Genomic DNA, 23,823 nt, shown 5'->3' on the forward strand with positions numbered 1-23,823 from the left:
AGTGATAGAAAACAGTCAACTAAAGGTGGCAACGTTTAATTTATATAATTATTTAGCGCCACCTGACGCATTTTATGATTTTCAGCGTATTTATAGCGCTGAGCAGTGGGCCAAAAAGCAGCGCTGGTTGGCCGATTACCTTAAAAATCAGCTGCCAGATATTATTGGCTTTCAAGAAGTGTTCAGTATCAATGAACTAAAACAACAAGTTAACGCAGAGGGTTACCCTTATTTTGCAGTGGTTGATGAGCCAACGGTGATTGATGACTTTATTTATCGCGATCCGGTTGTGGCCATTGCCTCACGCTATAAAGTTGTTGCTGTCAGTCAGGTTGAGGCAGATCAAGATGATATTTTAGCGATGGGCTTGAGGGATAATTTTAACTTTAGCCGCAGTATTATTCGCGCGACACTTGAAGTACCTCACTTAGGACACGTCGATTGCTATGTAGTGCACTTTAAATCAAAGCGCAGCATGCTCCATCACCAAGATGATGAAAGCCACAGCGAACAGCAAAACTTAGTTATGCAGTTAAAATCGCAAGCCCTTGGGCGCTGGGCATCAAGTATGCAGCGTGGCAGTGAAGCAGCGCTGTTACTCGTTGAAATCATTAAGCGCAGAGCGCACACCAATAACCCTGTAATTGTGATGGGGGACTTTAATAATGAGTTACACGATGGTGTGCTCAACCATTTAATCGCTGACCACCTTCGTTTTAGCGGTCATAGGCAAAATAGCCCATCTCGTTCAGAGTTCAAACTACAAGATAGTTGGCAACTCTATCAGCGCCATGTTGTCACCGAGAACGACAGAGAAGCCACCCACTATTTTGGCAGTAGCAGCTCAGTATTTGATTATATTTTGTTATCCCGTGAGTTTGATGCCGGGTTTCAGGGCAGCTTTTTTGAGGTGGTTGATTATCACACCTATGATCAGCACTTAATCAACCCACAGTTTGCCTATGACGATCAAAGTACCGACCATGGCGTTGTGATGGTGACAATGAAGTTAAGGAGTTGAAACTGACCACTTTCTGCTGCTAGTGTTGAACTATAAGCTATAAGGGAGCAAGCTTTGATGGTTAAACTCAAATGGAAGTTGGTAGCGGGTATTCTAGGTGGAGTAGTCCTACTTTTATTCGTAATAAAGTACACATCTGTTATTGTTCAAATGAAAGGTAACATTACTACGTCTTTATTTTACGTATTATTTTTACTTACAGTAGTAGCACTAGTATTGTTATTTAGGTTTTTTATGAGCCTATATAAACAATTGAAATATAGCTCTAAACGTGGGAGTTAACTTATTAATTTTTTATCCAGCCGATACTTAAAAGATATCGGCTGCCAGACGTTACCCGCGTCACCTGATGTTCGCAGATATCAGGACGGAATAATTTGATTCGTGAGCTTTCATAGAGTGGGGAAGAGCAGATAAACTTCCCACCTGCACGCGCTTTTTTGAGTACAATATTAAGCCTGAAATGTTTACCACTAGCGACTTTATCGGTGTGAGCCGCTATTTCACTGCCCTCAGGAAAACGCAAAATATACATATCAAATTTAATTGGCCAGCGGGCTGTGCAAATTAGCATTTTATCGTAGCCTGAAAGTTGCCTGCCTTTTTCAAAACGAAAGAGCTTCTTAAACAGTGAAGGTGTGGTCATTATTATTTAAAAGCTTTCAGTTTAAAGCTTAGGGCTCTTTTGTTTATCACGCTTTGCCATAATATAGCCAATGAATGCGCCGCTAATTGCGCCGAATAAATGACTTTCGAATGAAATATGAATGCGCTGCGGGAAGACACCCCAAATCAGGCCGCTGTATAGCACAACAACCGCAATACTGATTAAAATGGCTTTGAATGAGCGGTGCATAATGCCGTAGCTAATTAAGTAGCCCCATAAATCGTAGATAACACCACTTAGTCCTACATGAATATTGCTGCGGCCAAATAGCCATACTAGTAATCCACCAATGAGCGCTGTGCCTGCAAACACCAGCCAAAAGCGTTTTACGCTAAATTGGCAAACTAGCCAGCCGAGAATAGCAAATGGCACTAGGTTACTAAAAAGGTGTGCCCAGCCACCATGTAAAAATGGCGCAAAAAACACCCCTGATAAACCAGATATCTGTCTTGGCAAAATACCTAAGCCGTTTAAGTTTATGCCGGGTAGGGTATTAATTATTTGCAGTACCAAGCACACCAGCATAATGCCTAAAATTGCGAATCGCTTACTACTGATAGGAGGAATTTTGACAGCTTTTTTTTCAGTCATGATGAGAAGCTCTTAAATCAATGTGACCGAATGAGTATAACTTATTAAAAGTGAAGGTAAACACCTTGATATGCAAGGTGTTTACTAAAGGCCTAGGGCATGTTGACCTTGTTTAACCTAATTTGGTCAGTAGTTTTTTCGCAGCAAGCTCAGAACTTGCAGGGTTCTGCCCTGTGATTAGTAGGCCATCTTCAATCGCAAGCTCGCCCCAATCATCGGTTTTTTGATACTGACCACCTTGTTTGATTAACTCATCTTCAACAAGTAATGGCACAACATTGGTAAGCTGTACGGCATCTTCTTCTGAATTACTAAAGCCGGTTACTTTTTTATCAAACACCACAGATTTACCAGCGGCATTTTTCGCATTCAGTAATACGGCACTGGCGTGACATACTGCACCCACTGGTTTCTCTGAGTTAAGAAATTGCTCTATCAAGCTAATTGAATCTTGGTTATCAACTAAGTCCCATAACGGACCATGGCCACCAGGGTAAAATACCGCATCAAAATCATCGGCTTTAACTTCAGCCAGAGGTTTAGTATTAGCCATTAAAGTTTTTGCCGCACTGTCTTGCTCAAAACGTTTTGTGGCATCGGTTGCTGCATCAGGAGCTGCACTGTTTGGATCAACCGGAGGTTGGCCACCTTTAACAGAGGCTAAAGTTACCTCTACACCAGCATCAATAAATGCGTAATAGGGCGCTGCAAATTCTTCAACCCAAAAGCCTGTTTTATGGCCGGTATCGCCAAGTTCATCGTGTGAAGTGAGTACCATTAAAATTTTCTTAGCTGACATAGTGAATCCCTTTTTGTGTATTAAACATCGTTGATAACACTATAGGGGTGAAAATAGAGTTAAACAACGCAGATAAATTTGACTTCATTGGTTTAATAATTGATACAATAATTCAGGTTAGATTAGGAGTTTGTATGAAAGTATCGTTTGAGCAGCTAAAAAGTATGGTGGTGTTTGCCCACATTGTGCAGCAAGGCAGCTTAACTAAAGCAGCTCAGCAACTTGGTTTATCAAGGGCTGTTGTTAGCTATCACTTAAAGAAATTAGAACAGCAACTAAAGCTTACCTTGCTTAATCGCTCAACACGCACCATGACCCTCACCGAAGCAGGTATGGCGTATTATGAACGTTGTCAGGCTATCACCGAGCACGCTGAGGCTGCTAACTTACACCTTGAAAACTTAAAGAGTGAACCGGTTGGGGTTATTAAATTGAGTTGCCCGGTGAATGTAGGCTTGCAACTTGTGGTACCGGCACTGGCTCAGTTTAAGCGTTTGTATCCGAAAATTGATATTGATTTACAGCTTAGTGATGATGTGGTTGATATCATCAAACAGGGCTACGACTTAGCGATTAGAGGCGTGGCCCTTGAAAGCTCAAACTTACAAGCCACTAAACTTGCAAGTATGGCTACTTGCTTATGTGGCTCAGTCGATTACTTTACAAAAAACCCTATACCAAAGAGCATCGCCGATTTAGCAGATCATACATGGGTGGTGTATCAACCAAGTAGTGCTGTTGTCACGCTCGAAAAAGATAAACGCCGCTTTGAGGTGGCAGTTAGTGGTGGCATAAGTACCAATAACGCTGCAGCACGAACTGCCTTTGTAGAAGCCGGGCATGGCTTAGCGAAAATCCCAGTTTATGATGCATTGCCAAGGATCAAAGCAGGATTGTTACGCACAATCTTAGATGATTACAAAACTGCTGATATTGAACTTTATGGCGTATTCCCGCCAGGGGCGGCGGGAAGTAAAAAGCTGCGGGTTTTACTTGATTACTTGAAGGATTATTTTACTAATCAAGTAGCCACTATGACGATTTAAACAAGTGTGTGATTAAATAAAGCGACTGCTTGTTGATACATGCTGATGGCAAGAGCTGGGTCGTATCGGTCGCCTTCGTCGCGCATAAACGCATGTTGGGCGTTCACTTCTTGCCACTGGTAATTAATGCCTGTTGCCACCGCTTGTTGGTAAATTTTAAGGCGGCCTTCTTTTGGTACATGTGGGTCTTGTTTACCCCAAACAAAGTGGATCTCACCTTTAATATCTGCCATGCGCTCAAATGAGTTATTACCTGCTTGTGCTGGTAAAGTATCGCTGTGTATATCTGTTGCGTATAAACAAAAAGCGGCTTTGATACTTGGGTTTAAAGCAGCACGGTATGCAAGGTGACCACCAATACATACGCCCATCGCACCTACATTCCCTGTGCAGTAATCTTGCTGAGGTGCAAATGTAATTAAAGCGTCAGTGTCTGAGTCATGGCTCTCAAGCGGTTTTGCCCATTTGTCGGCATTGCCTTTGTCTTTACCAGCATCATCATAGGCAAGTACTGTCCCAATAGGATTTAACTCATGAAAAACTTCTGGCACTAACACGACAAAACCATGACCAGCAAGTATTGCCGCAGAGCGTGCAATTGGTGCTGTTTCTTGGAAAATCTCAGAGTAGAAGATAATACACGGGTATTTACCTTCTTCTACAGGACGATAAATACTGGTGCGCATTACACCTGTGTTGGTCGCTATGTCGTGGCTATGGTGCTGAATAATCATGTTTATCCTTGTAAAAAACGGTTTAGCTAATAATACCTCAGCCCCACCTTTTGGACGAGTAAAAGCCCTTGAAATTTATTGATACTCAGTTAACTATCTGAGGCAGGATACTGCATACAGCTTGCGTAATAGGTAAGAGTAGCAGGCCAGTCAGAGAAAATAGCCATCACACCCACTTGCTTAGCAAGGACGTCTACCACTTTCATCATTTGCCCATCTTGTTTAATTACACGGGCAATCGACTGGTAATAATAACCACCGCCATTATTTAATGGACCAGAGCGCTCTAAACTCCAAGTAATGATGTTCAGTCCGGCTTGTTTAGCTTTAATAGCATAAAGGGAAGGCACGATTGCACCTGACTCATCAAGGCTCAAAAGCATCCACATTGGCGGTGCGATAATGCGTACTCCATCGTTATATAGAGCCTGCATTGATGGCTGCCAAGTTGTTTCATCCATAGCATCAAAGTCTGCTTGCTCATCTCGACCATCAAGATAAATACTGTTGTTTGCAAATTCAGGGTGATTGCTTAGCCAATACTTCACATCTTCAAGATTAAATGATTGCGGATAAACATCTTGGCTATTCACATCTAAAGCCCGATACTCATCAAGCATTTTTTGCGCATAATCTTGCTGGCTAAAACCGTTAAATGGCATGCTAACTTCTGGGCTTTTTAGCTCGGGTGTCATTTTTACACCCAATGATTTGAATAACTCAATGCTTTGCTGGTGGGTCATAACAGTGCCACTGTTTGCGTATAAATCAGTGCGCCAGCTTGGTGTTCCTTGCATATATTCTGCGACGGTTTTGGCGTTTGGGTTGGCGCCATCCATTTTAGCCTTTAAGGTTAAAAACTCAGCCTGGGTGATATCGCTGGTGCAGCATTTAGCCTGAGCTGGTTGGCCGTCTTTGGCCGGGGTAAAAGGTTGGCTGCATTTTGCAGCCAGCTCAGGAATCGCTAAAATGTTGGTAGTGGTGTGTAAATCACACTGTGAATGGCGACACACGAGTTGTTTGTCTTTAGTAAAGGCAACGTCACATTCAAGTACGCCAGCGCCCATTCTTGCAGCGGCTAAATATGACTCTTTGCTATGCTCAGGAAACTGCATGGGGGCACCGCGATGACCAATTACAAAATCAGTTTTATAGAAAGGGCCACTACCGCATTCAGCAAGTTGCTGCTTTAACGGCCCATCTGTCATCTTGTCGATTAAATAGTAAGGCCTAGCACCCACTTGCACTGCCTGATCCACAGGCAGACTCTTACAGCCTTGAATAACGAAAACTAAACAACATAAAACCAGTGCGCGCATAACAGCATCCCTCTAATCGAATAGAGTTTAGCCTATCATGACTCCGTGGCAGTTTTATTAAGTTTCTGATTTATAATAAGTGCTAATAAGATAATCGCTGCGCCGATGGCAAGCTTGATGATATCGGCATCACGATTCCAAATCACAATGTTAACGATGATCCCTGCTGGGATCAGTAGGTTATTCATTACGGCCAAGGCACCTACATTGACAATAGTTGCGCCCTTATTCCACGCGAAATAACCAAGCCCTGAAGCAATCGTGCCTAAGTAAATTAACACGCCCCATTGTGTCGTTGTGGTGGGTAGCTTACTGGTATCACCAAATAAGCCGTAACAAATTAGTGCGACAATTAAAGCGCCAATGAAAAACCAAGCAAACACCCGAGAGTGGGGGAGTTGCTCATCTTGCATTAAACGTTTGTAAGTTACTTGACCGGTAGCAAAGCAAATATTAGCAGCCTGAACCATTAGCATACCAATGAGATAGTTTTCATCGACGCCTTCATAGCGAATAGCAACGGCACCTAAAATAGCTAGCATTGCGGCGAATAAAAACTTGGCATTAAAACGCTTTTCAAGCAAATCGTTTAACAAAGTGATGTAAAGTGGCGTCATTACCGTGAATAGCAGTACCTCGGGCACGCTAAGGTACAAAAAGGAATGGTAATAGAAGCTGTACATCACACCAAGCTGTACTGCGCCTATTGCCATGAGCTTTAGTGCTAAGGCTTTAGGGGTTTTACGCCAGTGTAAAAAGGGCAAAAACACGCAAGTTGCCAAGCCAATGCGCATTAACACACTAAACCATGCATCCACTTGGCCTGCTAAATAGACACCAATAAGACTAAACGAAAAGGCCCAAAGCAGGGTTACAGCAAATAAGTAGGTCATGTTTGATTAATTTGTAATTTTAAAAATTGCACTATAACAAAAAGCCCGCATTAATTGCGGGCTTTCATCATTTTGCGAATAATTTTAGATTATTCAACTAAACCACGACGCTTTAATAGTGCGTCTGTTGTTGGTTTTTGACCACGGAACTCAATGTAGCTTTGCATTAAGTCGCGGCTGTTACCTTTAGATAAAATCTCTTTACGGAAATTATCACCGTTTTCACGTGTTAAACCACCTTCTTCGGTCATGTGTGCAAACGCATCTGCTGCGAATACTTCAGTCCAAAGGTAAGCGTAATAACCCGCTGAGTAACCACCGGCAAAGGTGTGGCTGAAGTAGCAAGACTTATAGCGTGGTGGTACTGGGTAGTAAGCAATACCGTGCTTATCTAATGCATCATGTTCAAACTTTTGGACGTCTGTAATGTCAGCATCAACACCAAATGAGTGCCATTCCATATCAAGCAGTGCCGCAGCTAAATACTCAGTTGTATCAAAGCCTTGGTTGAATTTTTGTGACTCAAGTACTTTATTTAAAAGCGCTTGTGGAATTGGCTCACCTGTTTTGTAGTGCTTGGCATAGTTTGCAAGTACTGTTGGTTCAATATTCCAGTCTTCATGTGCTTGTGAAGGGAACTCAACGAAGTCACGAGCAGTTGCTGTACCCGCTAAGCTTGGGTATTTAACATCAGAGAATAAACCGTGTGCAGCGTGACCAAACTCATGGAACATAGTCGTTACTTCAGAGAAAGTCATAAGTGTAGGTTGACCTTCAGCTGGCTTAGGAATGTTCTGTGCGTTGTAGATCACAGGCATAGTGTCTTTAAGGCCGCTTTGGCTAACATAAGCACTCATCCATGCACCACCACGTTTACCTTCACGTGCGTAAGGGTCCATGTAGAATAGGCCAATAGCGCTACCGTCTTCGTTAAATACTTCAAACACCATGACGTCTTCGTGATAAACCGGTAGGTCTTTACGCTCTTTAAAGGTAATGCCGTAAAGTTTATTCATCGCAAAGAATAAACCGTCGTGGATTACTGACTGCATTTCAAAGTAAGGCTTAACTAAAGCAGGGTCTAAGTCGTACTTCTCTTGGCGAACTTTTTCAGCGTAAAACGCCCAGTCCCAAGGTTGAAGCGCAAACGTTTCACCTGACTTTTTAATTACTTGTTGGATTTGCTCTGCTTCAGCTTCTGCTTTAGCAACCGCTTTCGGTGCTAAGTCATCAAGGATGCCGTAAACATTTTCAGTTGTTTGCGCCATACGATTAGTCATTACATACGAAGCCCAATCTTTATAACCAAGTAATGCCGCTTTTTCTGCACGTAGCTTAGTTTCTTTGATGATGATAGGGCTGTTTGTTGCTTGTGCACGCGTTGAAGAAGTTGTCCAAATCTTTTCACGAAGCTTGCGGTTTTCAAGGCTTTGTAAGATAGGTTGGCGAGTCGTGTTCACCAATGTGATCATGTAACCTTCTTTACCTGCTTTTTTAGCAGCAGCTGCAAGGCTTGCAATTTCACCTTCAGATAAGCCAGCTAACTCACTTTTATCTTTAACTAAAATCACATCTTCTTTAAATGATTTTAAGATATTTTGTGAAAACTCAGTTGAAAGCTTGGCAAGCTCTGCGTTGATTTCACGCATTTTTGCCTTTTCAGCTTCAGTTAGTTTTGCACCCGCGTTAACGAACTTTTTGTAGTAGTAATCAACAAGGCGTTGATCTTCAGCATTTAAAGATGCTTTGTTGTCGTAAATGCTTTGTACGCGAGCAAATAAAGCTTTGTTTAGGTAAATGTCATCAGTGTGAGCTGACATAATCGGCGCCATTTTAGCCGCGATACGTTGGTACTCACTGTCAGAGATTAAACCCGATAGATTAAAAAATGCCGCAGACGTGCGGTCTAATAGCTCACCAGAGAACTCCATTGCAACAAGGGTATTTTCAAATGTTGCTGGTTCTGGGTTGTTTGCAATCTTTGCAATTTCAGCTTTTTGCTGTGCGATGCCTGCTTCAAACGCTGGCTCGTAGTCTTTGGTCGAAATTTTATCAAACTCAGGGGCCATGTATTGTAAAGGGCTTGGCTTGAAAAGAACGTTTTCAACATTAGCTGTTTGTGTTTCAGCGGCAGTTTCAACTTGAGTTTGAGTGTCGGCTTGTTGTGAACTACAAGCTGATAATAAAAGCACACTAGCAATCGTAGTTGCTACTAAGGTCTTACGCATGAGAGCTCCAAAAATGTGGATAAATCTTTTCTAACTTATCAAATTTTTGGCTAGAAACAATCAAGTTTGTCGTTTGATTAGGGAATTTGAACGCAAATAATGTGATTGAGAGGATAAATGTGTGTAAAAAGCCATCAATTGTGTATTAATGGCTCACTTAAGTAAAAAGTGGCACTAGCTGCCAGTTTAAATCTTGTTGGTAATAAATCACCATAGATTAGTTGTAACCCAACACAAACTTTTTCTCTGAGCCAAAGCTTTCTGGCATGGCGTTGCCAAACTCTTTATTAATTAAATTCAGTGAGTGCTCTTGCTCAGCAAGTAAGTTTAAGATGCGGTTACGATACTCCAAACTTGATTCAAATAAGTTTAGATCAACTAGGGGCTGTAAAGTGGCAAGTTTTTGTGTGAGTGTCATTTGTGACATTGTGTTCTCCTCGTGCTATTCAAAGCCTGTGAAACCTCAAGCTCTCTCTATGTATATAGCAGCTGTAGTCTAAAATAGTTAATAATTAGCGCATATTGCGCATAAAGAACTTAGTATTTACCAAGTTTTCACCTATTATGCCGTGCTAAACTTAGTCACAACTGAACCACACTGATTTTTACTAGGAATGTTAATTTATGTCTCTTGCTGAGCTGCAATCTGCATTATCGTTTGTATTGTTCACCTACAACGATGTGCAGATTACTGTACTAAAAGTAATTCAAGTGCCTTTGGTGCTGTTTTTAATGTGGTTTGTGGTTACCTGGATTGGTCGATTAATAAAAAAAGCATTACTGGCAAAAAACCTAGGCCCTGACGCGGTTCATTTATTTACTCGTATTTACCTTGTTGTGACTATCGCAGTACTTGTGTTTACCTCGCTAGAGGTACTCAACATTCCTCTAACGGCGTTTGCATTTGTTTCTGGTGCCATTGCAATTGGTGTTGGTTTTGGTGCGCAAAATATTATCAATAACTTTATTAGTGGTTGGATTTTAATGTGGGAGCGACCAATTCGTATTGGTGATTTTTTAGAAGTGGGCACAGCTAAAGGAGTCGTTGAGACAATTAATACTCGCTCAACTCGTATCCGCCGTAACGATGGTGTGCATATGCTGGTACCAAATAGCCAGTTATTAGAAAACACAGTAACTAACTGGACCTTAATTGACCGTAATGCCCGTTCATTTGTGAATGTTGGCGTTGCTTATGGTTCAGACGTGGTGCTTGTAGAGAAGCTGATGAAGCAAATTCTTGATGATCACCCAGCCATTTTAAAAACACCAGCATCATCCGTGTTATTTGATGACTTTGCTGATAGCTCTTTAACTTTTAGTGCTATTTTCTGGGTATGTGCTGAATCAGAAGCACCGCTTCGCCAAGTGCGCAGTGAGCTGCGTTTTAGCATTTATAAAGTATTTGCCGAAAATAACATTACCATTGCATTCCCGCAGCGCGATATTCATATCGATGGTGAGATTGCTTTAACAAGGCGTAATAACCAAAAATAAAAAAAGCGGCTTAGCCGCTTTTTTTATGCTTGTTCATTGAGTTTTTTTAGCTTCATAGCAAGCAACACCATCATTATGCCAAATACGATGGCATAGGTTGCAACTAGCCAAAGTAGGGTGATTATGCCCGCGCCAGGGTTAAATATCAGATAACCACCAAAGATAATCGAAATAATACCGCTACCAATTAACAGCCATTCATTACTGATCTCTTTGCGTAGCTTACTCGCAATCAATATTTCAATCACTCCGATAGCAATGGCCCATGCGGCAATAAAGTACAGCATTAAGATAGCCGTTACGTTGGGAGCAAACAGGGTTACAAGTGCAGCAGCAATTGAAATTAAACCACCAACTAATAGCATCCACCAAAGTGGATTTTCATTTTTTGAAGCAATAGCTAACCAAGTTCTAATGGCACCATCGACAAAAAAGTAAGCGGCGAAAATAAACATCAGAATCGCTAATGAGGCTTCTGGGGCAAACCAACCACATAAGCCAAAAACGATGGCAATGGCACCATGGATCATTAATGATGACCAATGGGGGATAAGTGAACTTGAGATTTGCATAATAGTATCCTTTGCTTAAGTCTCTATATAACTAACATTTCAGTGCTTGCTTGCAAAGATTTTTAATTATTTTTTGTACAGTTACACAAACCATGCTCTAATTTAATTAGCTGATTATTTCAGCGATTTAATGTTTATCGAACAAGGAATAGAGTGTGAGCCGTTGTAATACCAAGTTTTCATTACAATTTAGTAAGTTATTAGTGTGTTTTTTACTGTTGTTTAATGCGCCATTATGGGCAACAACTACACCTGAAGTGACCGTTAAATCCTTAATTGATAAAGACAACAAGGAAGAGCAAGCCGAACAAAAGCCGGCCAAACAAGAATCTGAAACGAATACACCTGCTACAACGGAAAAAGTGCAGGAGCCTCTTGAAGATGACTTACCCTATGATGCCTTTGACCGAATTACACCACGCAGCTCCATGCAGGGGTACTTAAAAGCGGCCCGGGACCGAGATTTTGAGCGTGCCAGCCATTATCTTGATTATCGTAACTTACCCAAAGAAGTTGAGGCATTAGGAAAAATTCAGCTTGCTGAAAATCTATCAGTGGTACTTGATCGTACCTTGTGGGTCGATGTTGATAACTTGAGCAATAAGCCTAAAGGAAAACAAAAAGAAAGCGTGCCTAGTTATCGTGATTTGGTTGGAGAAATCAGCACTTCACAAGGTAAGGTGCAAATTTTATTGCAAAGTGTACCTGATGATAAAACAGGTAACCGGATCTGGAAAATATCGAATGCCACCGTAAGTCAAATCCCTCTACTCACCAAAGAGTATGGCTATAACCGAGTTGGTGAGTGGCTTTACGATAACCTACCAGACATTGAATTTTTGGGTGTGATGCTTTGGCAGTGGATTTACTTTGCCTTCACATTTGTACTGTTTTTAGCGGTCGCGATTATCATTACCCGCATAATCACGTTTATTCTCGCACACTTAAAAGTCCCTGTAGAAAAAGACGTTATTGGTTTTATTAATGGGCCGGTTAGCCTGTTACTTGCGGTATTTATGGCGCGTTCATTGAACGACCAATCTAATGTAACTATTGCTGTGATGGCGCTATTCCATGGCGCGACCGTGTTATTGATCGCTTGGGGCTGGATTTGCCTACGGGCAGTTGATCTTGCCAAACACAGATTAAGCCAGCGCTTTATTAGACAAGATAAACCACAAGCGATTTTCTTATTACGCCCTATAAGTAATGTAGCAAAAACCCTGATTGTCATTTCGTTGCTATTCATGTGGTTTGAAAACTTAGGCTTTAATGCCACTACCTTACTGGCAGGTTTAGGTATTGGTGGCCTTGCAATTGCCCTTGCAGCGCAAAAAACGGTTGAGAATATCATTGCAGCAATCACTTTATATATTTCTGCACCAGTAAAAATAGGTAGCTTATGTAAGTTTGGCAGCCAGTTAGGCACGGTAGAAGAAATAGGACTAAGAGCAACGCGAATTCGAACGCTTGATCGTTCAGTTATCTATGTAGCGAATGCAAAGTTTGTTGATATGCAGCTTGAGAATGTTTCTGAACGAGAGCGTATTTCTTATCGACCTAAATTGATGCTCAGTGCCAATACTAAGCAACAAAACCTAATGTCGTTTATGCAAGCCCTAAGAGAGCTTTTAGAGCAACATAAGCACATTGCCTTTGAGCCTTGCCGTGTTCGCTTTAAAGGCTTCACGCCTTGGGCTTTACAAGTGGATGTACTAAGCTACGTAGAGACCGTCGACTTTGCTTTTTATATGGAAGTAATCGAAGAGTTAAACTTAGCAATCTTAGGCTTATTAAATGAGCATGAATGTGAATTAGCCAACCCAGAATTCGCACGTGTGGCTGATTAGTTGCTAAAAAAGGGGTAAATGAAAGCGGCTCTCATTTGTACATAATGTCTACACATTGTTGCAATTAGATGCACAGGACATATGTCCGCTTTGGTGAAAAATAATTGCATAAAATCTTCTAAATGCGGCGATGTTGCCGCTAATTGTTGTAAAAAAATTGTATATTTCTAATTTTTAATGCAGTAAAAGTGTCATAAAGTGTTATAATCGTCAGCGTTCGTTCAGCCTCTTTACTTCGTTTTGCACTCTCGAACTAGAGGTCCGCGCAGCTTATTACAAGGCGCGAAAAATTGGCCGAGCCCGTCAAATGAATTGACGCAACATCATCACCGTTGAATAAGAGTGCATAAAAAAGGTTAAAACCCGACATGAAAGCAATGAAAAGATCTACGTTAGCAACACTTATCAATGCAACGTTGTTCTCTGCCGTAGCAGGTACTTCATTTTCAACTCTTGCTGCCGACGAAGCGACAGCAGAAAAAAACAACCAACTAGAAGTTATTCAAATCACCGCTCGTAAACGTGTAGAAAACGCACAGGAAGTACCTGTAGCTGTATCTGCATTACAAGGTGACAGCTTAGACGCTTACAGCTCAGCTGGTATGGATATTCGTTTTATGAATGCGAAGATCCCAAGTTTATCAATCGAATCTTCGTTTGGTCGTTCTTTCCCACGCTTTTATGTTCGTGGTCTAGGTAACACTGACTTTGACCTAAATGCTTCTCAACCAGTTTCGTTAGTTGTAGACGAAGTTGTTCAAGAGAACGCAATCTTAAAAGGTTTCCCTGTATTTGACGTAGCACGTGTAGAAGTTCTACGTGGCCCACAAGGTACTTTATTCGGTCGTAACACACCGGCTGGCCTTGTTAAATTTGATACAGTTAAACCATCACAAGAATTTGAAGGCTATGGCTCAGTATCTTACGGTAGCCGTGGCGCAGTTGATTTTGAAGGTGCTGTTGGCGGTGGCCTAACAGACCGTTTATCAACGCGTGTTTCTGTACTTTGGCAAGAAAAAGACGATTACATCGATAACCGTGCACCGGGTTTTGAACAAGATGACGTATTAGGTGGTTACACTGAAAAAGCGGCACGTGTTCAGTTCTTATATGAAGGTGACGATTTCACTGGTCTTTTCAACTACCACGTTCGTGATATGGACGGTACGCCAATCGCATTCCGTGGTAACGCTATTAAAGCAGGCACAAACGATTTAGCTGATAACTACGAACATGATGTGGTTTACCACGATGCTGCTTCTCGTGCGACACAGCAAGTTGAATCTCAAGGCGCAAGCTTAAAGCTTGAGTGGGATATCAATGATTTAACTCTTACGTCAATCTCTGCATGGGAAAGCGCTGAAATCTATTCTCGCGCTGACATCGACGGTGGTTACGGTGCAAGCTACTTACCAGATATGGGCCCAGGTTTTATCCCGTTCTATTCTGAAAGTGCTGACGGTATTCCAGATCAAGACCAATACACGCAAGAACTTCGTTTATCTAGCAACTATGCTGGCGACGTAAACTTCCAAGTAGGTGTTTTCTACTTTGATGAAGCGCTAACAATCGAAAACTTCAGCTACGACACTTATGGTTCAACACCAGGTGAGTTAAACGGCTATGTTATCCAGCAGCAAGATACAAAAGCATGGGCGTTATTCGGTTCATTAGATTACACAATCACTGACGACTTAAAAATCACTGCAGGTCTACGTTACTCAGATGACGAAAAAGAGTTCTCTGCAAACCGTACTTTAAGCCCAGCAGGTGGCGGTGCGTTATTCCTAACAGAAAACCCAAGTGACGATCACGTTAGCTGGGATTTATCTGCTAACTACAAGATCAACGACGACGTAAACTGGTACGCGCGTGTTGCTAACAGCTTCCGTGCACCAAGTATCCAAGGTCGTATTTTATTCGGTGATGAAGTAACTGTTGCTGAGTCTGAAACTGTGACGTCTTTCGAAACAGGTATCAAATCAGACGTACTTGACGGCCAAGGTCGTGTAAACGCAACTGTGTTCTACTACACAATGGATGACCAACAATTAACAGCTGTAGGTGGTGGTGCAAACTTCAACCGTTTAGTTAATGCTGATAAGACAACTGGTTACGGTTTTGAGTTAGACACTGAGTGGGTATTAACTGACAACCTAAACGCTACATTTAACTTAAGCTACAACAACACTGAGCTTGATGATAAAGACCTAGCCGTTGACGTATGTGCGCAGTGTACTGTAACAAACTCATTAAACAGCGCAGGTCAAGCTATCCTTGATGGTAACAGCTTACCGCACGCACCTGAGTGGATCTCTAACCTTACATTACGCTATAGCCGCGAAGTAGCTGACGGTGAATTCTTCACTTACGCTGACGTGTCTTACCGCAGCGAAATCAACTACTTCTTATACGAGTCAGTTGAGTTTGAAGGCAAGCCATTAACTGAAGTAGGTTTACGTGCAGGTTATGCTTGGGCTGAAGGCGACAACGAATATGAAGTATCAGCATTCGTTCGTAACATGTTCGACGAGCAACAATCAATCGGTGCTATCGACTTCAATAACAACACAGCAATGGTGAACGAAGAGCGTTACATCGGTGCTGAGTTCAAAGTAAGCTTCTTCTAAGCTGAAATAATAAGTCCTATTAAAACCCGCTGTATAGCGGGTTTTTTCGTTTATAATCGCGTTGGTAACTGCTAAAGTGGCAGGATTAATTGAAGAGAAAGAGAATAACTATGGCTGGATTTTGGAACTACCGTGTAATTTTTTGTGAAGCAACAAAAGATGAAGCGGCACAATATCAAATTCATGAAGTTGAATATAACTTAAATGGTAAAGTGACTAACTGGTCAGAAACCGGTGCAGCACCATTTGGTAATACAGTCGAAGAACTTGAAGCAGATGCAGATCGTTTAAAAACAGCGTTTTCTAAGCCGGTTTTAAAAGTGGTAAGAAAGCAACGTGGCTACGAGCTGGTTGATGTAGAAACAGGCGAAGAAGCGTTTGCTGAGCCACCTGCGGGCTTAACTGAATAATCATATTTAAAGGTGCCTATGGCACCTTTTTACTTTGAAGGAATGAGGATGACTTTAAAAGCAGTATTGTTTGATATGGATGGCACCTTGGTTGACTCTGAAAGTGTGCATTTTAATATTTGGAATGATTTGTTAGCTCCTTTTGGCGTGCAGTATGATGAAGCTACGTTTTGTCAGCGCTTCTCAGGAAGACCAACACTTGAAGCCGCTAAAGAGGTTGTGACAAATTATGGGCTTACTATCAGCCCAGAACAGTTAACGGATGATAAGTACGCTGCATTTGGCCGTTTTGTTAGTACTAATTTGCCCGCCTTTATGCCACATGCAAAAGCGGTGCTTGAGCAAGTCAAAGCCAGTGGTTTAAAAATGGCATTAGTAACAGGTAGTGCAAAAGATGAAGCCTATCCTATTTTAAAAGGCTATGGCATTTTCGATTGGTTTGACTGTGTGGTTACCAAAGATGATGTTAATAATCCTAAACCTGCTGGTGACCCTTATCAATTAGCTCTAGATACGCTAGATATAAAGGCTAATGAGGCTGTAGCCGTCGAAGATACCTTTACCGGTGTCACTGCAGCAAGCAATGCCGGTGTTGCTGTGTATGCGGTGCCAAATCATTTCACGTTAGAGCATGATTTTAGTAAAGCCGCGGGTGTGTTTGCTGATTTGAACGAATTTTTCAAATGGCTACAAACTAAACTATAATTAGCTGACTGTTGCTAAGCTGCTTTTGTTAAGTAGTCAAAGCCAGTTAATACTCACAAATTTGCAAGGAAGCAATAATGGTTAAATTCACTCGTGCGCTTTTGTGCGCAATCACGTTATTTATAGGCTTTTCAGCCCAAACGCAACAAGCTCCTTCAGTCCTTTTAGCAAACGTCTATCAAGCCGAAAAGGTAAATGTATCTGACTATTTAGTTAGTGAAAAATATGATGGCGTTCGAGCTATTTGGACAGGGAGTCAATTAGTAACCCGAAATGGGAACCCAATTTATGCCCCCAAGTGGTTCACAGATCCACTGCCAGGTGTCTGGCTTGATGGAGAGCTTTGGACTAAGCGCCAAGATTTTGCCAATGTGAGCGGGATCGTTCGAAAAGTCACACCTGTAGAATCAGAATGGCAAACCGTCAGTTATATGATATTTGATATGCCGGATGCGACAACGCCATTTAGTCAACGCTATGAAAACTACACAAGGTTAGTAAACCAGCTGCAAAGTGAGCATATTAAAGCCGTTGCGCAAATGCACTTTAATGATAACAAGCAACTTAGTTTGTTTATGGATGAACTAATCGCACAAGGAGCTGAGGGCGTCATGTTGCATCTAGCAGCTGCAAAGCATAGTGCAGGGCGAAGTGATGCATTGCTAAAGTTAAAGCCTTATTTTGACGCTGAAGCGGTTGTAATCGGTTATATCGCAGGAAAGGGTAAGTATAAAAATATGCTTGGTGCACTCAAGGTGCGCAGCAGTGATGGTACCGAGTTTAAAATTGGCTCGGGGTTTACCGATCAACAAAGATCATCGCCCCCAGCGATAGGTAGTACTATTACCTACAAATATCATGGCTTTACTAAGAATGGCCTACCACGTTTTGCAAGCTTTTTACATGAAACGCCATAGCGTCATTCAAAAACGGCTGCGACTATGGTAAATTTCGCGGCCTTTTTATTGATGTATAGGTGTTAGAATGTTTGCAGGCTTTGATTACGGTAGCTCAAATTGTGCAATCGGTGTAATGAATAACGAGCAACAAGTCTCTTTAGTGCCGCTTGAGCAGGGCAAGCAATATTTACCCTCAACACTTTATACTCATCACAGTGCATTAGTTGTCGATTTTGTGACAAAACACCTTACGGGTAGCCCATTTGAGCACGACTTTAAAACTGAGCGACAAGCGCTTTTAAATACCATTCCTCGTATTAAATCTGATCTTGATATACAAGCTGGTGATGAGACCTTATTTATAGGTCGCGAAGCAATTAGCGAGTATGTGCAATTTCCTGAAGAAGGTTACTTTGTAAAATCACCTAAGTCATTCTTTGGTGCAGTAGGCTTAAAGCAAGGGCAAATAAACTTCTTTGAAGACATTGCCACGGCGATGATTTTAAAAATTAAACAACGCGCCGAGCAATCATTGCAAGACACATTAACAGAAACGGTAATTGGACGACCGGTAAACTTTCAATCAGTCGGTGGTGAAGAGTCTAATCAACAAGCGCTCGGTATATTAGAGCGAGCAGCAAAACGCGCAGGCTTTGAAGAGGTGTCGTTTTTGTATGAGCCATTAGCGGCGGGGATTGATTATGAAACCTCATTGCAGCAAGACCAAAAAGTGTTGGTTGTCGATATTGGCGGGGGTACTAGCGATTGCTCATTTGTACAAATGGGGCCGAGCTTTCGTGATAAGCAATGCCGTGATAATGACTTTTTAGCTCACAGTGGTAAGCGTGTGGGTGGAAATGATTTAGATATTGCGCTGAGCTTTCATGGTTTAATGCCATTACTAGGTTTAGGCACTGAGTTTAAATCGGGTCTTCCACTACCGAATCAACCGTTTTGGCAAGCCTGTAAAATCAATGATGTAAATCTGCAAAGCCAGTTTTATAGCGATGCCCATCATCGTGAGTTACTGACTCAACTTCGAGAAGTTAAAGAGCCTGCGCTTTTTAAACGCTTAATTCAATTGCAGCAAAATAAGCAAGGTCATCAATTAGTGCAGCAAGGCGAGGCGGCAAAAATTGCGCTCTCGTCAGCCAATGAATTTACTACAGATTTACGCTTCTTAGATTCAGACTTAATACAGTGCTTAACGCTAAAAGATCTAGCTTTAGCTGTTGATGACTCAATAAATCAGATAGTGAGCCTAGCTAAACAAGCGATTCAAGAAGCTGGCACAACGCCTGATGTCATTTACTTAACAGGCGGTAGCGCTCAATCACCGCTGATCAAGGCCGCGTTAAAATCCCATTTAGGCGATATAAATATGCTGAACGGGGATCACTTTGGTAGTGTTACTGCAGGTTTAACTAAGTGGGCGCACAAGCTTTATAGCTAATAGCCCCCACTTTGATATATCGACTAATAGAACTAAAGAGTCACTTGGCGCGTTGCGAGGTATTTTTCGTAATCTGGCAACGTGCGGCACAGCTCAGTTTCCATCATAGGTGAGCTTAATAGCATATCGGCACTGACTTCATTACAGGCAACAGGAATATTCCAAACCGCAGCTAAACGTAGTAATGCTTTTACATCAGGGTCGTGTGGCTGCGATGCAAGTGGATCCCAGAAAAACACCAGCATGTGCACTTCATGTTCAGCAATTTTAGCACCGAGTTGTTGATCGCCACCCATAGGGCCGCTTAGCAGCTTAATTACTTCAAGCCCTGTTGTACGCTCGATTAAATGACCTGTTGTGCCCGTACCGTATAGTGTGTGCTTACTTAAAATGTCTTGGTGCTTTTCACACCACGCCTGTAGGGCTGCTTTTTTACCATCATGGGCTACGAGGGCAATATTCTTTTTGGCTGGTAAGGCTTGTTGTTTTTGTTCCATAAGTGCTCTTATATCAATAGGTTAATTGCTAGTGCAATAAACACCAGCCCCGTGATCCGATCAATCCAAATTTGGGTTTGTGGGTGCTCACGAAAATAACTGGCTATCTTATCGCCGAAATAAATATACGTGCAGTCGATAGGAAAAGCAAAAAGCGGGTAGAGTAAACCAAAAAAAGCGAGCTGAAAGGTCGTTGAAGACAAGCTCGGATCGACGAACTGCGGAATAAACGCAATAAAGAATAGAGCGACTTTTGGATTAAGTACCTCGGTCATCATTGCTTGAAACATCACATTTTGCTTTTTACTGGTACTTACATGGGGTTTTTCTTCGCACTCTGACTCAGCCTGTGTAAAGGTGTCTTTTAGCGTCATTATGCCCAAATAGCACAGGTACGCCGCACCTAAATACTGAACTGTGGTATAGGCAACAGTCGACGCTTTTAAAATTGCCGTTAAACCTACCACCGCAAAAAAAGTATGCACCACACCACCTAAGGCAAAACCAAAGGCACTTTGCATTCCGGCTTTACGGCCATTGGCAAAGGTTTGTGCCATTAAAAATGCATTAGAAGGGCCGGGGGCCACGGCAATTAAAAAGCTGGCGCCTAAAAACGACAGTAGAAATTCTGGATTGATCATCGGCACAAAGATAAAAAGCTAGGTAGTTGATTTTAACAAGCTTCTAGAAAAAGAAAAAGCGGGCAATCAATGCCCGCTGATTTGGGTTGGGGAAAGTATTAGAACGTCACAGTGCTGTTGTTTGAACAAACAGTTGTGCTTTGTGCTTCACATACTTGGTAAGTGTAAGTGCCACCACCTTTTGTTGTGATAGTGTCAGTATAGCTGTTAGTGTTTGCCACTGAGCCTACTTTGCTACCATTACGGTAAACATCTACAGTGCTTGTAGCTGCGCCACTCCAGCTTAAATCAATGTATTTAGTGCCTTTTGACTTATAACCTGAAGTAGAAAGACTAATATCATCACCACCTGGTGTTGTGCCACCGCCATTATCGCCACCACCTGCACAGCCATTGGCTGTTAGGTATGCATCTGCGTCAGCTGCTTTAACAATACCGTGACCGAAGTAAACATCGTGACCAGAAGCACCTTGATCGTCTGCCGTTGCTTTTAGTGCATCACGGATTTCTGTACCCGTACACTCAGGGTGATTTGACCATACTAGGGCTGCGATACCTGAAACAGCTGGTGTTGCCATTGATGTACCGCTCATGAAACCATAATCACTGGTACCAATTGCGATATCAATAGTTGTGCTTGAAAGAAGAGCTGAACGGTCTTCAAGTGCCGCACCGACAGCTGGAATTGTTGTATCGTTAGTTTCGCCTAGTGTAGCGTATAACATGCCTGCTTCGTTATTGATTATAACAGCCCCGATACCGCCTGAGTTCTCGCAGTTATTTACCTTGTCATAGAACGAGATATTACCGCGATCAATCATACAAATTTTGCCAGCTGCGCCAGCATCTACGCTTTCAGCAGTACCCATGTAATACGCTGTGCCTGATGCATTACCTGAGTTTTCCATTGATGAAGTAGCAAAGCCTGCGCCATCAGCTGCTAAGCTAGCTGACGTTGCCATACCAGCAGGGTAAGTAGAAAGAGTATCAACACCACCTGCTGTTACTTCAACACAGATAGTTTCATCTGTAGTAGCGCGTTTACCGCGACCCGTTGTACAGCTAGGGAATTGCGAGAAATCTGCAATTTGGTTGTCCGCATCATTTGCACCAACCATCATTACTGATGGATAGCCTGCAGGGTATGAACGTACGTTGTTACCATCGTTACCCGCTGCAGCAACAACTAAACCGCCAGCGCTTGTGAAATTAGCAAATGCGTTAGACTCGGTGCTATTTGAACCACCGCCACCAAGGCTCATGCTGATGATATTTGCACCTGCTTGAGAACATAAATCTGCTGCGTGTGCTAAGTCTGAAGAGTAACCCCAGCCTTCAGCATTGAATACTTTGATGATGTGCATTGCCACACCGGGTGCCATACCAACAACACCAACATTGTTGTCTGCGGCGCCAATTGTACCTGCTACATGAGTACCATGTGGGCCACCATTGTCGTACCAGTTGCCTGTGCCACTGTCATTATCACCTGTAATGTTACCCCAAATGAAATCAGGGTTTGTAGCATCTAAACCAGAGTCAATCACACAGACTTTCATGCCAGCATTCGCATCGAAGGTAACTTGATCAGCTTGTGATTGGTAAACTGCGTAAGGCGTTAATTGCTGCTGCATTGCATTACCAGCGTCATCGTTATAAAGCGCCATGGGTACACGCTTTTGGTCTTCTTCAATCAGTTTGATGTGAGGGTTGTTTAGTAAGCCTTTTACACTTGCAAGGTCATGACCTGTAAATTGCGCTGCAATAAAGCCATTACCATCAACTTTAATATCACCACCAAGCTTTTTAGCGAGTGCTTTAACTACGCCTTTTTTATTGTTGTCTACTTGAATGATGTAACGGTCATTTGCTGCGTTTGCAGTTCCTGCTGCACATAATCCACTGATGATCAGTGCTAATGCTAATTTATTCTTTTTCATAATTCGTATCCCAAACATGTTGTTGAGTTAACCAAATGTTAACGTGAGTAAACAATAGTTTAATGGCGCTATAGGTACAAGCAAAATAATCCATAAAACTGGAACAAATCATTCTAGAAAGATGCTTTTTATTACGGTAGGAAATAACAGGATGTCTAAACGGGTAAATAGAATATAACGATTCTCATTTACCCGTTATAACAAAAGTATGATAAAACTTTTTTATGACAAGTGCTTATGTTTGAACAATAAATAGGTAAATGGGATGAGCATTAAAAAGTGCACGCCAATTAATACTGGTGTAGTCAAATTTAACAATTGCGTTATAAACACTAATAAGCTTGCACCACTCATTTGCATTAAGCCTATAAGTGCTGATGCTGTGCCTGCTTGTTTAGGAAACAAACTTAATGCACGGCCTGCTGATGAGCCAAGTGTCAGTGCAAAACCAAACGCAGCAATAAACATCGGAAACATCAACGCAAGGGCCGTTCGTTGTTGGCTAAAGGCCATCATTAAGGCACCTGCGATTACAAGCAACAAGAGTCCTGCTTTTAACGCGCGTTTTGGTTGGCGTTTGATGTACAGTGGCATAATAAAGCTTGCAACAATGCTCAAGACCGCATTACAGGTAAACCAGAAAGTAAAGTCGGTAACACTGCCACCTAATTCAGTAATAAGCCAACCAGGGGCTAAGGTAACGAATACTAAAATAGCCGACATAGTTACTAAGCAAATTAAGCTATGAAATAAAAACAATGGTGTGCGGATAATTGGCATAAAACGGCGTAAGTCAAGAATATGACCACTATATACACTATCTGCAGGGCGGGTTTCTTTATACATTAACAAGGTTATGAATAAACCAATGAGTGCAAATACAGCCATGAATAAAAAGTTCATGCGCCAGCCAAACTGTACTGTGAGCCAAGCGCCTAAAATAGGCGCGAGGGCAGGGATAAAGCAGACGATACCATTAAGATAAGTAATGATTTGGCCGCTGCGTTCACTACCAAATCTATCTCTTACAATCGCAAATGCTACTACAAATGTGGCACAGGCCCCCAATCCTTGTAGTGCTCTTGCAATCATCAGGCTTGCAAAATCAGGTGCCAGATACGCGCCAAAAGCCGCTAAACCATAAATTGTCACACCGGTGATTGCCACAGGCTTACGACCAAATTTATCTGCTAATGGCCCTGCAATGAGCTGTCCAAGCCCAACGGTAAGCATAAAAATAGCAACGGTTTGCTGAATTTGCTTTTCTGAAGCACTGAATTGTTCTGCAATGGTCGGAAATGCGGGTAAGTAAATATCAATTGCTAACGGGCTAAAGATAACCAGAAGGCCAAGAATAAATAGTAAGCTGAGGTTTTTGTGCTGGCGTGACTGCATTCGCTCTCCTTTAAAACGGTATTTTATGTGCCCCTA

22 protein-coding genes are annotated in these 23,823 nt (G+C 42.1%); 9 read left to right on the forward strand and 13 right to left on the reverse strand.

The genetic code is table 11. From position 1 onward, the window contains the following. The first annotated feature begins 1 nt into the window (after position 1). Complete coding sequence (locus MTF66_RS13325) at positions 2 to 1,021, forward strand: endonuclease/exonuclease/phosphatase family protein (protein ID WP_248527433.1); 1,020 nt, start codon at positions 2 to 4, stop codon at positions 1,019 to 1,021. A 286-nt stretch (positions 1,022 to 1,307) separates the two neighbouring features. Here MTF66_RS13325 and MTF66_RS13330 read toward each other — a convergent pair whose 3' ends face one another. The 3 genes from MTF66_RS13330 to MTF66_RS13340 form a co-directional block, all read right to left on the reverse strand. Continuing rightward, positions 1,308 to 1,667 carry a 2OG-Fe(II) oxygenase gene (locus MTF66_RS13330; protein ID WP_248527434.1) on the reverse strand — a complete coding sequence of 120 codons (360 nt, stop codon included), beginning with the start codon at positions 1,665 to 1,667 and terminating at the stop codon, positions 1,308 to 1,310. 21 nt (positions 1,668 to 1,688) lie between these two features. Next, positions 1,689 to 2,279 (reverse strand): rhomboid family intramembrane serine protease, encoded by a 591-nt coding sequence (locus tag MTF66_RS13335; protein ID WP_248527435.1) that lies wholly within the window; start codon positions 2,277 to 2,279, stop codon positions 1,689 to 1,691. 112 nt (positions 2,280 to 2,391) lie between these two features. Beyond that, entirely contained in the window at positions 2,392 to 3,078 is a 687-nt protein-coding gene (locus MTF66_RS13340) for a type 1 glutamine amidotransferase domain-containing protein (protein ID WP_058585516.1), read from the reverse strand. A gap of 134 nt (positions 3,079 to 3,212) precedes the next feature. Between MTF66_RS13340 and MTF66_RS13345 the strand changes: the two genes are divergently transcribed. Beyond that, the gene (locus MTF66_RS13345) at positions 3,213 to 4,124 is read left to right on the forward strand and encodes a LysR family transcriptional regulator (protein ID WP_248527436.1); all 912 of its coding nucleotides are present in this window, start codon (positions 3,213 to 3,215) and stop codon (positions 4,122 to 4,124) included. On the opposite strand, the gene MTF66_RS13350 is transcribed toward MTF66_RS13345, so the two are convergent. The 5 genes from MTF66_RS13350 to MTF66_RS13370 all read right to left on the reverse strand — a co-directional run bounded on the left by MTF66_RS13350 (position 4,121) and on the right by MTF66_RS13370 (position 9,725). Continuing rightward, a complete protein-coding gene (locus MTF66_RS13350) occupies positions 4,121 to 4,858 on the reverse strand; it encodes a dienelactone hydrolase family protein (protein WP_248527437.1) in 738 nt (245 codons plus the stop codon). The genes MTF66_RS13345 and MTF66_RS13350 overlap by 4 nt on opposite strands. Positions 4,859 to 4,947: 89 nt before the next feature. After that, on the reverse strand, positions 4,948 to 6,177 hold the full coding sequence (locus MTF66_RS13355; RefSeq protein WP_248527438.1) for a glycerophosphodiester phosphodiesterase family protein: 1,230 nt from the start codon (positions 6,175 to 6,177) through the stop codon (positions 4,948 to 4,950). Positions 6,178 to 6,212: 35 nt separating this feature from the next. Next, positions 6,213 to 7,070, reverse strand: a complete 858-nt coding sequence (locus tag MTF66_RS13360) for a carboxylate/amino acid/amine transporter (RefSeq protein ID WP_054561959.1) — start codon at positions 7,068 to 7,070, stop codon at positions 6,213 to 6,215. Between the two features lie 89 nt (positions 7,071 to 7,159). Further along, positions 7,160 to 9,298: a M3 family metallopeptidase gene (locus MTF66_RS13365; RefSeq protein ID WP_054561958.1), complete on the reverse strand. Its 2,139-nt coding sequence runs from the start codon at positions 9,296 to 9,298 to the stop codon at positions 7,160 to 7,162. Positions 9,299 to 9,515: 217 nt separating this feature from the next. Then, a complete protein-coding gene (locus MTF66_RS13370; protein ID WP_054561957.1) occupies positions 9,516 to 9,725 on the reverse strand; it encodes a hypothetical protein in 210 nt (69 codons plus the stop codon). Between the two features lie 197 nt (positions 9,726 to 9,922). Between MTF66_RS13370 and MTF66_RS13375 the strand changes: the two genes are divergently transcribed. Then, on the forward strand, positions 9,923 to 10,795 hold the full coding sequence (locus MTF66_RS13375) for a mechanosensitive ion channel family protein (RefSeq protein WP_248527439.1): 873 nt from the start codon (positions 9,923 to 9,925) through the stop codon (positions 10,793 to 10,795). A 23-nt stretch (positions 10,796 to 10,818) separates the two neighbouring features. Here MTF66_RS13375 and MTF66_RS13380 read toward each other — a convergent pair whose 3' ends face one another. Beyond that, positions 10,819 to 11,367 carry an HdeD family acid-resistance protein gene (locus MTF66_RS13380; RefSeq protein WP_062564249.1) on the reverse strand — a complete coding sequence of 183 codons (549 nt, stop codon included), beginning with the start codon at positions 11,365 to 11,367 and terminating at the stop codon, positions 10,819 to 10,821. 155 nt (positions 11,368 to 11,522) lie between these two features. On the opposite strand from MTF66_RS13380, the gene MTF66_RS13385 reads away from it, so the two are divergent. From MTF66_RS13385 to yegD, 6 genes are all read left to right on the forward strand, one after another. Next, positions 11,523 to 13,217: a mechanosensitive ion channel family protein gene (locus MTF66_RS13385; RefSeq protein ID WP_248527440.1), complete on the forward strand. Its 1,695-nt coding sequence runs from the start codon at positions 11,523 to 11,525 to the stop codon at positions 13,215 to 13,217. A 368-nt stretch (positions 13,218 to 13,585) separates the two neighbouring features. Further along, the gene (locus MTF66_RS13390) at positions 13,586 to 15,847 is read left to right on the forward strand and encodes a TonB-dependent receptor (protein ID WP_248527441.1); all 2,262 of its coding nucleotides are present in this window, start codon (positions 13,586 to 13,588) and stop codon (positions 15,845 to 15,847) included. 110 nt (positions 15,848 to 15,957) lie between these two features. Next, positions 15,958 to 16,257 carry a hypothetical protein gene (locus MTF66_RS13395; protein WP_054561952.1) on the forward strand — a complete coding sequence of 100 codons (300 nt, stop codon included), beginning with the start codon at positions 15,958 to 15,960 and terminating at the stop codon, positions 16,255 to 16,257. A 48-nt stretch (positions 16,258 to 16,305) separates the two neighbouring features. Continuing rightward, on the forward strand, positions 16,306 to 16,962 hold the full coding sequence (locus MTF66_RS13400; RefSeq protein WP_062564252.1) for an HAD family phosphatase: 657 nt from the start codon (positions 16,306 to 16,308) through the stop codon (positions 16,960 to 16,962). A 77-nt stretch (positions 16,963 to 17,039) separates the two neighbouring features. Further along, the gene (locus MTF66_RS13405; RefSeq protein ID WP_248527442.1) at positions 17,040 to 17,879 is read left to right on the forward strand and encodes a DNA ligase; all 840 of its coding nucleotides are present in this window, start codon (positions 17,040 to 17,042) and stop codon (positions 17,877 to 17,879) included. A 67-nt stretch (positions 17,880 to 17,946) separates the two neighbouring features. Next, complete coding sequence (gene yegD / locus MTF66_RS13410; protein WP_248527443.1) at positions 17,947 to 19,314, forward strand: molecular chaperone; 1,368 nt, start codon at positions 17,947 to 17,949, stop codon at positions 19,312 to 19,314. Positions 19,315 to 19,346: 32 nt separating this feature from the next. Here the strand turns inward: yegD and MTF66_RS13415 are convergent, their stop codons facing one another. The 4 genes from MTF66_RS13415 to MTF66_RS13430 form a co-directional block, all read right to left on the reverse strand. Further along, on the reverse strand, positions 19,347 to 19,811 hold the full coding sequence (locus tag MTF66_RS13415; RefSeq protein ID WP_054551787.1) for a methylglyoxal synthase: 465 nt from the start codon (positions 19,809 to 19,811) through the stop codon (positions 19,347 to 19,349). Between the two features lie 8 nt (positions 19,812 to 19,819). After that, complete coding sequence (locus MTF66_RS13420; protein WP_248527444.1) at positions 19,820 to 20,452, reverse strand: LysE family translocator; 633 nt, start codon at positions 20,450 to 20,452, stop codon at positions 19,820 to 19,822. A 98-nt stretch (positions 20,453 to 20,550) separates the two neighbouring features. Then, complete coding sequence (locus MTF66_RS13425; protein ID WP_248527445.1) at positions 20,551 to 22,392, reverse strand: S8 family serine peptidase; 1,842 nt, start codon at positions 22,390 to 22,392, stop codon at positions 20,551 to 20,553. 222 nt (positions 22,393 to 22,614) lie between these two features. Beyond that, complete coding sequence (locus MTF66_RS13430; RefSeq protein WP_248527446.1) at positions 22,615 to 23,787, reverse strand: multidrug effflux MFS transporter; 1,173 nt, start codon at positions 23,785 to 23,787, stop codon at positions 22,615 to 22,617. Positions 23,788 to 23,823: the final 36 nt, after the last annotated feature.

This window comes from Pseudoalteromonas sp. 2CM39R, from assembly GCF_023161845.1.

What these genes read in the sequence shown, in the direction of transcription:
- MTF66_RS13375 (WP_248527439.1), top strand. Translation starts at nt 9,923, where the DNA reads ATGTCTCTTGCTGAGCTGCAATCTGCATTATCGTTTGTATTGTTCACC.
- MTF66_RS13360 (WP_054561959.1), bottom strand. Translation starts at nt 7,070, where the DNA reads ATGACCTACTTATTTGCTGTAACCCTGCTTTGGGCCTTTTCGTTTAGT.
- MTF66_RS13395 (WP_054561952.1), top strand. Translation starts at nt 15,958, where the DNA reads ATGGCTGGATTTTGGAACTACCGTGTAATTTTTTGTGAAGCAACAAAA.
- MTF66_RS13355 (WP_248527438.1), bottom strand. Translation starts at nt 6,177, where the DNA reads ATGCGCGCACTGGTTTTATGTTGTTTAGTTTTCGTTATTCAAGGCTGT.
- MTF66_RS13415 (WP_054551787.1), bottom strand. Translation starts at nt 19,811, where the DNA reads ATGGAACAAAAACAACAAGCCTTACCAGCCAAAAAGAATATTGCCCTC.
- MTF66_RS13400 (WP_062564252.1), top strand. Translation starts at nt 16,306, where the DNA reads ATGACTTTAAAAGCAGTATTGTTTGATATGGATGGCACCTTGGTTGAC.
- MTF66_RS13405 (WP_248527442.1), top strand. Translation starts at nt 17,040, where the DNA reads ATGGTTAAATTCACTCGTGCGCTTTTGTGCGCAATCACGTTATTTATA.
- MTF66_RS13330 (WP_248527434.1), bottom strand. Translation starts at nt 1,667, where the DNA reads ATGACCACACCTTCACTGTTTAAGAAGCTCTTTCGTTTTGAAAAAGGC.
- MTF66_RS13425 (WP_248527445.1), bottom strand. Translation starts at nt 22,392, where the DNA reads ATGAAAAAGAATAAATTAGCATTAGCACTGATCATCAGTGGATTATGT.
- MTF66_RS13430 (WP_248527446.1), bottom strand. Translation starts at nt 23,787, where the DNA reads ATGCAGTCACGCCAGCACAAAAACCTCAGCTTACTATTTATTCTTGGC.
- MTF66_RS13350 (WP_248527437.1), bottom strand. Translation starts at nt 4,858, where the DNA reads ATGATTATTCAGCACCATAGCCACGACATAGCGACCAACACAGGTGTA.
- MTF66_RS13335 (WP_248527435.1), bottom strand. Translation starts at nt 2,279, where the DNA reads ATGACTGAAAAAAAAGCTGTCAAAATTCCTCCTATCAGTAGTAAGCGA.
- MTF66_RS13370 (WP_054561957.1), bottom strand. Translation starts at nt 9,725, where the DNA reads ATGTCACAAATGACACTCACACAAAAACTTGCCACTTTACAGCCCCTA.
- MTF66_RS13390 (WP_248527441.1), top strand. Translation starts at nt 13,586, where the DNA reads ATGAAAGCAATGAAAAGATCTACGTTAGCAACACTTATCAATGCAACG.
- MTF66_RS13365 (WP_054561958.1), bottom strand. Translation starts at nt 9,298, where the DNA reads ATGCGTAAGACCTTAGTAGCAACTACGATTGCTAGTGTGCTTTTATTA.
- MTF66_RS13340 (WP_058585516.1), bottom strand. Translation starts at nt 3,078, where the DNA reads ATGTCAGCTAAGAAAATTTTAATGGTACTCACTTCACACGATGAACTT.
- MTF66_RS13420 (WP_248527444.1), bottom strand. Translation starts at nt 20,452, where the DNA reads ATGATCAATCCAGAATTTCTACTGTCGTTTTTAGGCGCCAGCTTTTTA.
- yegD (WP_248527443.1), top strand. Translation starts at nt 17,947, where the DNA reads ATGTTTGCAGGCTTTGATTACGGTAGCTCAAATTGTGCAATCGGTGTA.
- MTF66_RS13345 (WP_248527436.1), top strand. Translation starts at nt 3,213, where the DNA reads ATGAAAGTATCGTTTGAGCAGCTAAAAAGTATGGTGGTGTTTGCCCAC.
- MTF66_RS13380 (WP_062564249.1), bottom strand. Translation starts at nt 11,367, where the DNA reads ATGCAAATCTCAAGTTCACTTATCCCCCATTGGTCATCATTAATGATC.